This is a genomic window from Bacillus sp. FSL H8-0534 (assembly GCF_038005885.1).
GTDB classification, from domain to species: Bacteria; Bacillota; Bacilli; order Bacillales; family Bacillaceae_G; genus Bacillus_A; species Bacillus_A pseudomycoides.
On record NZ_JBBOUC010000001.1, the window covers coordinates 388249 to 402658 of the forward strand.

Consider the following 14410-nt stretch of genomic DNA (forward strand, 5'->3'; position numbering starts at 1 on the left):
GAATATTATGGATACACATATAATAGCAAAAGAAGAAATAATAACATTATTAAGCAGTTGGTATAATGCAATTATTTCTCAACATATAATAAAAGCTAAACACTTAAAAGAAGAGATTGATAGAAATATTCATAGTATTGAAGAAGACTCTAATATCTCTATCTATTATTCCCTACTTAACTTTAGATATAATTTACTGGTTTGTGATATAGATGGTTCTAAAGACTGTCTAGAAAAGATTGCTCCATTTCCAGAACAAACCGAAACATTTTTGAAATATTATTATCATTTCTTCAAAGCTATTTATGCAATTTCAGTTGGAAATCATAATGAAGCTAAAGAACAATATGAGAAGGCTGAAAAACTCTTAGCAACTATTCCAGATGAATTAGAAAAGGCTGAATTTGATTACATGTTTGCAGTATTCCATTATCAATCCTTAAACCCGTTGTTGGCTGCTAAATATGCTAATAAGGCAAAAGAGGTATTTTCGAAGCATACAGGATATGAAATGAAAGTTGCTTCCTGTCAAAACACCATAGGACTTGCTTGTACTAAACTTAGGCTGTATGAAATTGCTGAGGAAAATTTCATTTCAGCTCTTAGAATATTTGAAAAATATGGCGAAGAACAACTAATAGCTAAAGTGAAACATAATTTAGGATTATTATATGCTGATCAAAACCTTTCAGAGTTAGCGATTAAGTATTTAAAGGATTCCTTAAAAAATAACCCTAAAACTATGTTTTTATTAGCTAGGGAATACTATAAGTTAGGAGAAAATTTTCTTGCTGCAGATCTAATTGAACAAGGATATAACCTTACAAAACTTAAAGAATATAAGTGCCATTTTGCTATCTTAAGAGAACTGAATAAGGGAGCAGAGATTGAGGAACTAGAGAAAGTTATTATGACAGGAATATATTACTTCAAGAAAGAAAATCTATGGGGTCATGTAAAAGAATATGCTTCAATTCTTGGAAATAAATTCTATGACCTAAGCAATGATGAAAAAGCCAGTAGATTCTTTCACATTGCCCTAGATGCTGACAAAAAAGATTTGGAGAAGGGAGCCTAAAAATAATGAAAAAAGTACTTTTAACTGTAATGATTTTTACAGGGATTTTATCTTTTGGTGTTGCTAATCAATCTATTGAAGAGCCATCAGCTAAAGCTAATCTACTTTGTTTAGATCATGGAGAAACTATCTAATTGAAAAAAGAGAGTGCCTTTTTGGGAAAAGGGACTCTCTTTTTTCAATTATTTTATTATTTATGATTCACATACGTATCAAACTATAAGTGGATATATCCAGCTGTGTAATACGTTGCGCCTCCATTAAACGTTTTCCGGTCACCGGTGTTACTTCAACACGCCGTTTATTCCGCTATTTGTGGGCAGTAATACTCCCGCCTCAAAATTCTGCGAAAGCATTGTCCAGCTCTAGCGGCTAGAATCTCCGGTCGTTTCGCCCTCTCGGACGAGGCAAAAAGCGCCTCTCTGTCGGAGGCTCCAACGTCCTGCGATTCTGAGCGAGCCGCTTCCGCTTTTCTAAAGAAGCTAGGTGGGAGATAAACTGCCCGTAAAAGCCCGATTGGTTCAACTAATAATCAGTGGGGGATGGAGAAAACCCCCACTGATTAAAGTTTCACTTTATCAGCAGCGTCTTGTGATACAGTGGCATCTATAAACAACTCTTTCGTCTTATCATGTACAATTAATGGGAAAACAGCTTTTGCACCAACTGCAGAAGCGTGAACCCAGTCTTCTGGATTTACACTTTTCCAGTTCAAATAGCCATTTCCATCTTTTACTTTATAATTGTCTTTTACAGTAGCGACGAAGTTTTCATATTTTGAGTGTAAGGCAACTGGAAGCGAAACATTAGTAAAGTTTGCTGCATGCATAGGCTGATTAACATCTCCTAAATAATGAAGTGATAATCCTAAATAGAAAAATGCATTTTTCAAATCGTTATGGGAAGTTAATTAGATCCATCTTATAAAATAATAAAGATGATAAAGTAATAGGAATACTGTTTTAATAATCTATTTCTTAATATTGCTGTCTATAGCAAAAATGTTCATTTTAATTACAACCTAAATAATAATAGATTGGTAAATATTATATCACTGTGCCCCGTTTTTACACGTATCTCGGCTGAACCCCTAGAAGAAAATTTCCCCTGTAATGTTTATGGAAAATTAAATTACTATTCATAAGATAATAATAGTATGAGTTATTTATGGTTGATATGACTATATTTATATGTAATTGTGCATTTCCAAATAAAGTAAAATTATATATGAAGTACCATTAAATTATATTGAAAACATTTTTTAGCAAGAGATTAATATAGATCAATGAAAATCACTATATTTTAGGTTTAATTATCATAGTATAATTATTTCACTTAGTGAAGTGATTAATAATATTTAACTTTTTTTAATATAATTTTTTTATATTATAAATACAAAATATCTGAATTATTAAATATAAATGATGGAATTTTATTGTTTACTTATTAAAAACATAGTGTTTAAATGAGGGGGAAGTAAGGTCCTTACATTCTATGAGAAGTAAATAATAACCAGAGTTTAACACTCTATCCGAAAGAATTCTCCTTCCTCAAGCGTGTGCAAGGAGAGAGCCTAGCGCTAGGTCGTTCAAGATATATGAATAAGATTGTAAAAAGACAATAGTAAAGAGGTGTACTGAATGAAAAATAAAATAATTAAAGGATTTTTAATAACATCCATTGTTACTGGGGCAGCTATTCCTATCAATACTCTCGCAACGCCAATCGTTAAGGCAGAAACGCAACAAGAGAACACGGATATTTCCTCATCATTACGAAAATTAGGTGCGCAATCTAAATTAATCCAAACATATATAGATCAAGCTTTAATGAGTCCTAATGTACAGCTAGAGGAAGTTCCATCTTTAAATACGAACCAATCCCTAATCAAGAAAGATATGACAGAATGGTCATCGGAACTTTATCCAAAATTAATTCTATTAAATTCAAAAAGTAAAGGATTTGTAACTCAATTTAATAGCTATTACCCAACATTAAAACAGTTTGTAGATAATAAAGAAGATAAAGAAGGGTTCTTGGATAGACTTGAAGTTCTTCAAGATAAAGCTATGACAAACCAAGAAAACGTACAACGTCAGATTAATGAATTAACAGATCTTAAATTACAGCTTGATAATAAGCTTAAAGATCTCGATACTGATGTGACAAAAGCACAGGGTGTACTAAGTTCAGAGGGAACAGGGAAAATAGACCAGCTAAAAAATGAATTACAAAATACCCAAAAATCAATTCAAAATGATTTACAACAAATAGCATTGTTACCGGGAGCTTTAAATGAACAAGGACTTACTATATTCAAAGAAGTCTATAATCTTTCAAAAGATATCATTGAACCGGCTGCCCAAACAGCGGTGGCAGCGTATAACAAAGGAAAAGAAATTAACAACTCTATTTTAGAAGCAGAGAAAAAAGCAGAGCAAGAAGCGAAAGAAAAAGGTAAATCTGCTTTAGAGATTGAAGCTGCCAAAAAAGAAGCTCGTGAAGCAATTGAGAAAAGCAAACAAGCTGAAATAGCTGCAGCTGCAGTTACAAAGACAAAAGAGTATGACCTTACGAAAGTTATTGACCCTGAAAAAATTAAAAAAACATATAGTGCCTTCGCTGAAGTAAATAAACTAACAGCAGAGCAACGAGCGCATTTAGATGATTTAGAGACACAAAACCAAAAATTTTATGATTTAACAAAGAACCTAACAGTAGCAGATTTACAAAAATCTATGCTTCTTATTATGCAAAATGATTTACATACATTTGCAAATCAAGTAGATGTAGAACTTGACCTACTAAAACGCTATAAAGAAGATTTGGGTCTAATCAAAAATAGTATTACAAACTTATCTACTAATGTTGATACAACTGACCAGCAGTCTCAAAAGGATACATTAAGACAATTAAAAAATGTAACAAGTTACCTTGAAGAACAAGTTTATAAGTTTTAATATTTAGAATTTAATAAAAATAATATAGAGATTATAAGAATCTATCAAAAAACTGAGAAGGAGAATAGTTATGAAAAAACTTCCATTTAAAGTGTTAGCTGTAGCCACTCTAGCAACATTTATAACTGCTACGAACGGTAACACTATTCATGTACTTGCACAAGAACAGACCGCTCAAGAACAAAAAGTAGGGAATTATGAGTTAGGGCCTGAAGGGCTGAAGAAAGCATTAGCTCAAACAGGATCTAATCTTCTTGTAATGGATTTGTACGCAAAAACAATGATTAAACAACCAAATATAAATTTATCCAATATTGATTTAGGTTCAGAAGGAGCAGAATTAATTAAAAATATTCACCTTAATCAGGAATTGTCACGAATCAATGCGAATTATTGGTTAGATACAGCGAAGCCGAAGATTCAAAAAACAGCACGTAATATTGTAAATTACGATGAACAATTTAAAAATTATTACGATGTATTGGAAGCTGCTGTACAAAAGAAAGATAAAGCAGAGTTAAAAGAGGGCCTAAATGATCTAATCACTACAATTAATACAAATTCAAAAGAAGTTACAGAAGTAATTAAGATGTTACAAGACTTTAAAGCAAAACTGTATGACAATTCTATAGGGTTTAAAAATAATGTTGGTGGCCCAGATGGGAAAGGTGGATTAACGGCACTATTAGCCGGAAATAATGCCCTAATTCCACAAATTCAAGCTGAAATTGAGAAGCTACGTTCTACTCAGACAGAGCATTTTAACAATGTATTAGCATGGTCAATCGGTGGTGGATTGGGAGCAGCCATTTTAGTTATTGGAGCTATTGCAGGAGCGGTAGTAATTGTTGTGACTGGCGGTACAGCAACACCGGCCGTTATTGGCGGACTTTCGGCTCTCGGTGCAGCTGGTATCGGTTTAGGAACAGCAGCTGGTGTCACGGCGTCTAATCATATGAACTCTTATAACGAAATTTCTAAAAAAATCGGAGAATTAAGTACGAAAGCCGATCTTGCTAGCCAAGCAGTTATTTCGCTTACTAACGCGAAAGCAACTTTGACAGATCTGTATCAAACAGTGGATCAAGCAATACTGTCTCTAACAAGCATCCAACAACAATGGAATAAAATGGGGGCCAATTATACAGATTTACATGATAATATCGACTCTATGCAAGAACATAAATTCTCTTTAATACTTGATGATTTAAAAGCTGCTAAACAAAGCTGGAGTGATATTCATAAAGATGCAGAATTCATTTCGAAAGACATCGCTTTTAAACAAGAATAGAACTTACAATCAAAACCTATATTGGAGGAATATGAAATGATGAAAAAAATCCCTTACAAACTAATCGCTGCATCGGCATTTTTAACCTTGACAACAACTTCTGTAGTCTCACCAGTAGCAGCTTATGCAAGTGGAATTGAACAAACGAACAATGGAGAGACGTCTCTTTCAGCAAATGAAGCGAAAATGAAAGAAGCCTTGCAAAAGGCTGGGTTATTTGCAAAATCTATGAATGCCTATTCTTATATGTTAATTAAAAATCCAGATGTGAACTTTGAAGGAATTAATATTAATGGATATGTAGATTTACCTGGCAGAATTGTACAAGATCAAAAGAATGCAAGAGCACATGCTGTTATATGGGATACGCAAGTAAAAAAACAACTTTTAGATACATTGACAGGCATTATTGAATACGATACAACATTTGACAATTATTATGAAACAATTGTAGATGCGATTAATACAGGAGATGGAGAGACTTTAAAAGAAGGGATTACAGATTTACGAGGTGAGATTCAACAAAACCAAAAGTCTGCACAAAAATTAATAGACGATTTAACTAACTTAAGAAACGAGATTGGAAAAGATGTTAGAGCATTTGGAAGCAATAAAGAGCTGTTGAGTTCGATTTTAAAAAACCAAGGTGCTGATGTGGAGGCCGATGAAAAGCGTCTACAACAAATTTTAGACTCAGTAAACTATTATAAAAAATTAGAGTCTGATGGATTTAATGTAATGAAGGGCGCTATTTTGGGCCTACCGATCATTGGCGGTATCATAGTGGGTATAGCAAGAGATAATTTATCTAAGTTAGAGCCTACATTAGCAGAATTACGTCAGACTGTAGACTATAAAATAACATTAAATCGTGTAGTTGGAGTTGCCTATATTAATATTAGTGAGATGCATAAGGCACTTGATGATGCTATTAATGCTCTTACTTATATGTCCACGCAATGGCATGATTTAGATTCTCAATATTCGGGAGTACTGGGACATATTAATAATGCATCTCAAAAAGCTGATCAAAATAAATTTAAATTCTTAAAACCTAACTTGAATGCTGCTAAAGACAGTTGGAAAACATTAAGAACAGATGCTGTCACATTAAAAGAAGGGATAAAAGAATTAAAAGTGGAATCTGTTACTCCGCAAAAATAAGGAAATATTGGTTCCGTTGCAAAGTTACTCAAAACATAGAGAATCTATGATTACATTGTTAAATGGTTATAAAATAATTAGTAAATCCCTATATAACGAAAAGGCGAAGTCTGATTCAAGACTTCGCCTTTCACTATAAATTTTCTTTAATACTTGATGATTTAAAGGCTGCTAAACAAAGTTGAAATGATATTCATAACGATGCAGAACTAGCTTCAAAAGATATCGCTTTTAAAGGAGAAATGAACTTACAATCAAAACCTATATAGGAGGAATATGAAATGATGAAAAAACTCCCTTATAAAATACTCGCTGTATCAACGTTTTTAACTATGACAACCACTTATGCAGTCACACCAGTAGCAACTTTTGCAAGTGAAATTGAACAAACTAACACTGGAGATATGTCTCTTTCAGCAAATGAAGAGAAGATGAAAACAGCTTTGCAAGATGCTGGGGTATTTGCAAAATCTATGAATGACTATTCTTGTTTGTTAATTAATAATCCAGATGTGAATTTTGAAGGGATTATTATTAATGGGTATGCAGATTTACCTATTAAAATTGTACAAGATCAAAAGAATGCAAGAGAACATGCTGTTAAATGGGATACGCAAATAAAAGGACAGCTTTTAGATACATTGACAGGCATTATTGAATACGATACAAAATTTGATAATCATTATGGAACATTAGTAGAGGCAATTCATACAGGGAACGGAGATATTCTTAAAAAAGGGATTACAGATTTACGAGGTGAAATTCAACAAAATGAAGAGTATGCACAAAAATTAATACAAGAATTAACTAAGTTAAAAGACGATATTGGACAAGATGTTAGAGCATTTGGAAGCGATAAAGATCTCTTGCAGTCGATTTTAAAAAACCAAGGAGCTGCGGTTGAGGACGATCAAAAGCGTCTAAATGAAGTTTTAGGACAAGTAAACTATCAGAAAGACATAGAATCTAAAGGATTGACAATGGTAAAGATTCCGTTTTTTCCCGTAATGATTTCTGGTGGTATAATGATAGGTGATGCAAGAAGTAAGTTAGGCTGGTTAGAGCCAGAATTAGCAAAATTACGTCAGACTGTAGATTATAAACTAACATTAAATCGTGTAGTTGGAGTTGCGTTTAATAATATTGATCAGATGCATAGTGCGATTGATAATGCTCTGAAATCTCTTACTTTTATGTACGACCAATGGAGTGATTTAGATCGTCAATATGGATCAGTTCTACAATTTATTGATAAGGCATCTGAAAAAGCTGATCAAAATAAATTTAAATTCTTACTACCCAACTTGAATGCAGCTAAAGACAGTTGGAAAACAGTAAGAACAGATGCGTTCACATTAAAAGAAGGGATAAAAGAATTAAAAATGCAACCCGTCACTCCACAAAAATAAGGAGATATCGGTTCTTTTTTAAAGCTTTTGAATAAACATGGCAAACTTAAGTTAGACGTTAAAGTTCTGCCATGATAAAAAAGAGAGCGGTTTGCTCTCTTGAGGGCTCTGGTGCAGAAAATTAAAAATGATTGAAAAAAGTCTTCAAAAATTATAAAGAATAGGTCATAAAGACTATTTAGGTGCAAGTATAATAAATGTAAAAATAATGTATGGACAAATTCCATTTAATCTTTAGAAAAATCTACTTGTTGGTGAGAAATTTATCTTTTGGTTCATGCATTTTCTTTATGTGGAACATCATCAGCATTTGGAGAACTCCTTCGGTTTATCCTACCGAAAAATATACTATTCCTTTTAAATTGGTATGTATAGTGACCTCAATTAAAGGAATAGTATATTTTTTCCGTCTTGGGGGTAATTCTTTTTCTTAGCTTGATGGTGATGTGGCTGTATCCCATATAACTTATGTTATTGAACTCTTTTATTATGTATCAATAAATACTAAGCATACTATTTAAACAACCTTTTAATAAAAAATTTCTTTTCTAAAAACAAACTACTTGTAGTACAAGCCAACATAAATCTAAGTTATTGCCGTTCTTGTTCCGTTACTACACAGATCCTCTTTGCTACTATTAAGGTACCACCAATTGCCCAGTAAATATGTATCAATCAAAATAAAGCAGGCCAAACAAAAGCTGTGTAACCTATACCCTTTAACCATTTCGAACGTTGCTTTTGAGATTTATTTAGTAAAATAAATCGAGGTTCATCTTCCTCTATTTGATGATTTTCGTTCCACGGAATCGCTCATGTCTAATGAGTTTAAGTAGGGCCTTAGGCCACTGGCGTTAGCCCCAAGACGATTAAAAGGAGCGCAACGGACAATAAAATCCAGCTAGGATGAGGGCGGCGCATTACCCAAAAAGAGATGATAGCACCATATAGAAAAGAGCTACCTGCAAGTAGGCCAGTCACGAGCCTTGCATCCTGCTTGAACCAGATTGCGGCGGCAATCAAGGTGAGCCCGCTGATTAACCAATTGAGCGTGGTAAAATGCAAAAGCAATCGTACGAGTTTTTGTATCGGTGCAGATATCTGCCCATTCGTCACAAAAACTGCCTCAATCGGCTTGATTATCAGCCGTTTCATCAGTATGCCGTGAACTATCGCGGTACCACCGCCGATGACCCCGGCTGCCGTCAATGTAATACTATGCCAGTCCATATCCATACACCTCCAGAGAATTTTACTAATGGGGAGATATCACTACATGCGCATCAAGCTATGAAAATATAAGTACTCCAAAACAAAAAAATGTATATTTTTTTGTTTTGATGGGCGTTATAAACTTCTTAAGTTGATGGATATATGGCGGTACACCTATATTTCTATTCGCCTTTTTCTAACATTAGAACCACGAATCTTGGTGAAGACATTGGTTTTCGCCCTGTCCTGGGATCCATCCTCGCTTTTTCTAATTCTTCCGCAACTATTTTTCTTACCTCACCTGCTGCAAACATAACTTGTTAAACTATAGGGCAGGATTATTTAATAAGAATATCTTTAAAGACCTAACAAAGGGGTATTAATTTCCTATATAATTATAACAAACAAAAAATAGATTATTTTAGGATGGCTGATATCTTGAAAACGAAAGCTAAATATCAAACTTGGATACGAATTTACAAACTACTTATTTTTTTTGTTATTTCACTCATTTTTCTCTTGGTAACATTATTACCTGTTAATTTATATCTGCGAGTCCTGTCAGGGGTTTTAGCGTTGCCTTTTATGTATATAGCATTCATACTTTCTTATTCAGTTTACCAATTCGCAGCATTTGGAGGGAATTATCAGTCAAAAATACATGATTTAATTGTTGCCAAGGTGAATTGGGATGGAAAAGGAAAAATACTAGATATAGGAACAGGCAGTGGTTCACTGATTATTAAACTGGCAAAGACTTTTCCTAAGTCCTTTTTAACTGGAATTGATTATTGGGGAGGGAATTGGGAATATTCGAAAGCTCAATGTCAACAGAATGCTGAAATAGAAGGGGTCTCTGATAGGGTTGATTTTCTGAAAGCAAGTGCTGCAGAACTCCCTTTTAATGATGATGAATTTGATATAATTGTAAGTTGTCTAACCTTTCATGAAGTAAAAGATAGAGAAAATAAAACTGAAGTAATTAAAGAAGCATTAAGAGTGTTAAAACCTGGTGGTGAATTTGTCTTCTTAGATTTGTTTATGGATGAAAAAATATTTGGGGATGAAAAAGAGCTCTTAAATGTCTTAAAGAAACATGGTGTATCTGAATTGAATAGCTACAAGCTTGCTAAAGAAATGAAATTGCCAAAGTTCTTATTGAACAAAAAAGTATTAGGAAATGCAGTGATTTTGAGTGGAAGGAAATAAGCGTGCACTAATTTGCTTACGAAAATAGCGCTGACTTCTCTATTATAAGGGCAACTACTTTATTCACTTAGTGAGCGATCATATACCTATTCAAGAATAGGGCGCTATTGTGGAGCAACATAGATAGGAAATGATCAAACTTTTTTATAAAAGAGTAAACCAACTGAAAATATTAAGAGCGTGTTTTAATTAATCTTTTTTCAAAACACGCTCTTTTCTATGATTATTTATCAAGATTATTAGTATCAATTTGATCAAACTTTATTTTAAAGCAACACCAGCATTTTGTTTGGAATTATTTTTCTCTTAAACTCGTCTCATATTCTTTTACTTCATCCAGCGTTCTAAATACTACTACATTAAAAATTTCTTTTTCATTACCACAAATAACAACAAACCCATCAGTTGTTTGTAATACTCTTCCTACATTTCCATTCGGAAGAGGAATGCTAGTCGGATGTTTAATATTCATCTTATTTTTCTTAGCAATATATTCATCAATCGGCATCCCAATGGGGAATTCATTTTGCAATTCTTTGGTGGTATACAGGGAAGCTGAACTTTCATTCTTTGCTGAGGCTTTTTGATAATTTGGTGTACAAGCTGTTAAAGACATGAATAATGCACCGGAAACAAAAAGCAAAGAAAGCTTTTCAAACATAAAATAATTCACTCCATTCAGTATTCAATTAGTCACCAAATTAGAATAGCAAAAGGGTTCTATTAAATTTGTTGCAATGTGTCTGTCGAAAAAAGAAAAGAATGCACTTATTTAGTGATTTTCCTCGAAATACTAAAAGGTTACTGCGAAAATTTGTAAATATAAGGATAAAATATACATTAGGGGAGAAAAAAGTTTGTACAAGTTATATATGAAGGGCATAAACAAAAGAAAAGACCTCTTCCGAGTATCTTTTTGTGATAATTAGTTTATGAATTGTGAAAGTGGACCTTGTAGGATTCGAACCTACGACCGGACGGTTATGAGCCGTCTGCTCTAACCAGCTGAGCTAAAGGTCCATGGTAAGCGATTAGTTTTCCAGGCTAATCGCAATAATGAAGTATACCGATATAATTATATAATATTTTGAATGAAAAGAAAAGACACTCAATGAGTGCCTTCCTTCAGTTCTTTAGTTCACCAATTGTTTTTCTATAGGGTTTCAACATGATTAATGAAAAATATAGAGCAGATCTATAACAAAATAATAGCATTATGTTACCTGGTGTTTTCATGCAATTTTACATATGAGAGAATTCGTCCAACGAGGTTCTATAAAATCAGTATTTTAATGAACAGAAACTAAAGATGATTCAATTATATAACGATTAGGCGCGTCACCAATATAATCAAAAGGATAACAGGTTGTTAATGTTAGGAAGCGGTACCATTGTTAGTGGAGAAGCTGCCCATGCAGAAGGGAGCTTTACCACTGCCAGTGGAATTGCTTCCCATGCGGAAGGAATAAATACCGCCAGTGGAGAAGTTGCCCATGCAGAAGGTGCTGGTTCAATAGCTATAGGAACGGCTTCTCATGCGGAAGGTAACTTAACCATCTCTAGTGGAGACTTTTCCCGTGCAAAATGGAGAAGAACAGATACAGCCATGCATATGATGAAAAAAGGACAATTTGTTTTACCGGACAAGTCCGTCCAAAACCAGAGAGAATTTATTCATAAATTGTTTGGCTCAGCTTCATAAGAGGGAAATGTAGAGGAATTTGCTACTCTATGTTTCTCACTAACATTTTTGTGCCAGAACCAAACTGTTTATAAAGTTAGAGGAGGATGAAATTACAGAATATAAATAAAATTATGTAAACAAAATAAATTATGGTAGAATATGGTTGTGTTATCCAGATCAATGTTTAGCACATTGAGAAAATAATCAACAAATCTGGCTTTAAAGGGGGAATTAATTTGGAAAGAAGAAGTCATAGAATTATTCATCATTTTCGAAGTTTATTAGTTATAAGCCTATGTTTCTTTCTAGTATTTTTGGGTGGTAATAACTCGAAGGCTGAAACAGTTTCTTCTATAGCATTAAATGCTATAGATGTAGAAGCTTTCACAAATAAAGTAATTCCAGAGAAAATGAAAGCAGAAAATGCACCTGGTGTAGCTATTGTCGTTGTCAAAGATGATCAAATTCTATTTCAAAAAGGATACGGTTTTTCCAACAAAGAACAGAATATTCCCATCGATCCTAAAAAAACCGTTTTTCGATTAGCGTCAGTATCAAAGGTTTTTACTGCTAGTGCTGTAATGCAGTTAGTTGAACAAGGAAAAATTGATTTAAATAAAGATATAGTAAATTATATGGGGGGATTAAAGTACCAAAATAATATGGGTGAACCAGTTACAATGAAACATTTACTCACCCATACAACAGGTTTTGATGATGTGGATCCTAGATTGGGGGATATTCATGATCAAATAAATGACTATACAAAACTTAAAGATTATGTAGAAGAAAATATGCCCACAGTAGTGAGAAAGCCAGGAGATACGTATACATATGATAATTTTGCTTCTATGCTGCAAGGATATATTGTTCAAAATTTGACAGACACACCTTTTTATAAATATATGGCGAAAAATATTTTTTACCCTTTAGAGATGCAAAATAGTAGTTTTGTTATGACTAATTTTATTAAAGATAAGCTTGCAACAGGATACGATAAAAAAGGCGATGTCATCCCATTTTATCAAACAAGACCGACGGACATGCCACAAGGGAGTATGTTTTCTACAGGAAGTGACGTAGCCAATTTTATGATTGCTCAATTGAATGGTGGTAAATTCAAAAATAAACAAATACTAAAAACAGAAACTGTGCAAGATATGCAACAAACAAAATTTGCGTTGCATCCAAAGTATCCCAATATGACATATGGATTTGAATTCTTTTCACCGCAAAGCCATAATGGTCAATATGTTTTTGGGAAAGGTGGAAATATACCAGGGTTTTCTTCTTTAATGTGGTTAATTCCTGAACATAAATTAGGTGTTTTTGTTGTCACGAATAAAGATAGTTCATTACTTCCTTATAAATTATTTGATGAATTTATGAATCACTATTTTCCAGATAAAACGAAACCAGAGTATTTAAAACCTAGCGAGGAAGAGTTAAAGAAATTTGAAGGTGTGTACCGTGATTTACGGGTGAAAAACCTTATTACGCATGTAAAAATAAGCGAAGGAAAGTTATTTGTAGCTGATAAAAGGTATGGTAAACAGGAATTAAAACAAATAGATCCTTTACTATTCGAAGATGAAAAGGGTAATTACATGGCGTTTAAACTTCACAAAGATGGTACTGTAAAAGAAATGATACATTGGAACTCTGGTAGTTCAGCGGTGAAAGTAAGTGAACCTAAGAGATTTCAAGATGTAGAGGTGAATCATCCATATGCTAAATTCATAGATCCTTTACATCAATATGATATATTAAAAGCAAATAAGGAGGGGAATTTTGTTCCTGAAGCCCCTCTTACACGTGGAGAGTTTTCATATTGGTTGTCTCAAATTGCGTACTTTGCACCACCTTCAAAAAAAGACCCTGTATTTTCTGATGTAAAGGGTCATCAGTATGCATCTCATATTCAAAAGTTATATGAACTGGGTATATTATACGAAAAAGAGGGAGAACAATTTTATCCAGATCGTGCTATCACTAGACAAGAAGCAGCATGGATTGCTTGGCATTATTTAGAAATGCTAGAGGCTCCACCTGCAGAAGCTACTTTAAAAGGAGAAACTGATGATTGGGCGATAGAGTCTGTGAAAAACATTGTAGGTCATCACTTAGTCGGACCAGAGGTTATATATAATGAAGATGGATCAGCAGATTATTTATCAAAACAAATAATGAAACGGCAAGAGGCAGCGGCCTTGTTATTATATGTTATGTTAGGTAGTTAATTTGCACAAAAATAGAATAAATATCTGAACAGAAAAAGAGGGATAGCATAAAGATGCTATCCTTCTTTATTGAAGTATATTTTTTACTTCTTGGCACAGATACGCCTTAAATCCCTTAATGAGTATTATTATGCATGGTCAAATTTAAATTAAATATTCGGAA

The 14410-nt window shown here is 33.4% G+C and carries 11 protein-coding genes, 1 tRNA gene and 2 pseudogenes; 9 read left to right on the forward strand and 5 right to left on the reverse strand.

Annotated features, from left to right (window positions below; genetic code table 11):
- The first annotated feature begins 7 nt into the window (after positions 1-7).
- Both MHH71_RS02155 and MHH71_RS02160 read left to right on the forward strand, forming a co-directional pair.
- Positions 8-1078: a Rap family tetratricopeptide repeat protein gene (locus tag MHH71_RS02155; protein ID WP_018780624.1), complete on the forward strand. Its 1071-nt coding sequence runs from the start codon at positions 8-10 to the stop codon at positions 1076-1078.
- 5 nt (positions 1079-1083) lie between these two features.
- Complete coding sequence (locus MHH71_RS02160) at positions 1084-1212, forward strand: hypothetical protein (protein ID WP_006095044.1); 129 nt, start codon at positions 1084-1086, stop codon at positions 1210-1212.
- 440 nt (positions 1213-1652) lie between these two features.
- On the opposite strand, the pseudogene MHH71_RS02165 reads toward MHH71_RS02160, so the two are convergent.
- Positions 1653-1979 (reverse strand): annotated as a pseudogene (locus MHH71_RS02165) (phospholipase); the annotation flags it as partial.
- 739 nt (positions 1980-2718) lie between these two features.
- On the opposite strand from MHH71_RS02165, the gene hblC reads away from it, so the two are divergent.
- The 4 genes from hblC to MHH71_RS02185 all read left to right on the forward strand — a co-directional run bounded on the left by hblC (position 2719) and on the right by MHH71_RS02185 (position 7902).
- Positions 2719-4038: a hemolysin BL lytic component L2 gene (gene hblC / locus MHH71_RS02170; RefSeq protein WP_078212245.1), complete on the forward strand. Its 1320-nt coding sequence runs from the start codon at positions 2719-2721 to the stop codon at positions 4036-4038.
- 70 nt (positions 4039-4108) lie between these two features.
- Entirely contained in the window at positions 4109-5329 is a 1221-nt protein-coding gene (gene hblD, locus MHH71_RS02175) for a hemolysin BL lytic component L1 (RefSeq protein ID WP_340722270.1), read from the forward strand.
- A gap of 36 nt (positions 5330-5365) precedes the next feature.
- Positions 5366-6493 (forward strand): hemolysin BL binding component B, encoded by a 1128-nt coding sequence (gene hblA, locus MHH71_RS02180; protein WP_018780621.1) that lies wholly within the window; start codon positions 5366-5368, stop codon positions 6491-6493.
- 281 nt (positions 6494-6774) lie between these two features.
- Positions 6775-7902: an HBL/NHE enterotoxin family protein gene (locus tag MHH71_RS02185; protein ID WP_003210117.1), complete on the forward strand. Its 1128-nt coding sequence runs from the start codon at positions 6775-6777 to the stop codon at positions 7900-7902.
- 840 nt (positions 7903-8742) lie between these two features.
- Here MHH71_RS02185 and MHH71_RS02190 read toward each other — a convergent pair.
- Positions 8743-9132, reverse strand: coding sequence for a hypothetical protein (locus MHH71_RS02190; protein ID WP_018780620.1), 390 nt, complete (start codon positions 9130-9132; stop codon positions 8743-8745).
- Between the two features lie 417 nt (positions 9133-9549).
- On the opposite strand from MHH71_RS02190, the gene MHH71_RS02195 reads away from it, so the two are divergent.
- On the forward strand, positions 9550-10323 hold the full coding sequence (locus tag MHH71_RS02195) for a class I SAM-dependent methyltransferase (RefSeq protein ID WP_033799817.1): 774 nt from the start codon (positions 9550-9552) through the stop codon (positions 10321-10323).
- Between the two features lie 295 nt (positions 10324-10618).
- Here the strand turns inward: MHH71_RS02195 and MHH71_RS02200 are convergent, their stop codons facing one another.
- From MHH71_RS02200 to MHH71_RS02210, 3 genes and pseudogenes are all read right to left on the reverse strand, one after another.
- Complete coding sequence (locus MHH71_RS02200) at positions 10619-10984, reverse strand: hypothetical protein (protein WP_003203567.1); 366 nt, start codon at positions 10982-10984, stop codon at positions 10619-10621.
- A 285-nt stretch (positions 10985-11269) separates the two neighbouring features.
- A tRNA-Ile gene (locus tag MHH71_RS02205) sits at positions 11270-11343 on the reverse strand.
- 269 nt (positions 11344-11612) lie between these two features.
- A pseudogene (locus MHH71_RS02210) lies at positions 11613-11702 on the reverse strand (class D sortase); the annotation flags it as partial.
- Between MHH71_RS02210 and MHH71_RS02215 the strand changes: the two are divergent.
- A complete protein-coding gene (locus MHH71_RS02215) occupies positions 11696-12025 on the forward strand; it encodes a hypothetical protein (RefSeq protein WP_006097105.1) in 330 nt (109 codons plus the stop codon). The pseudogene MHH71_RS02210 and the gene MHH71_RS02215 overlap by 7 nt on opposite strands.
- 218 nt (positions 12026-12243) lie before the next feature.
- Entirely contained in the window at positions 12244-14247 is a 2004-nt protein-coding gene (locus MHH71_RS02220; RefSeq protein WP_033799392.1) for a serine hydrolase, read from the forward strand.
- Positions 14248-14410: the final 163 nt, after the last annotated feature.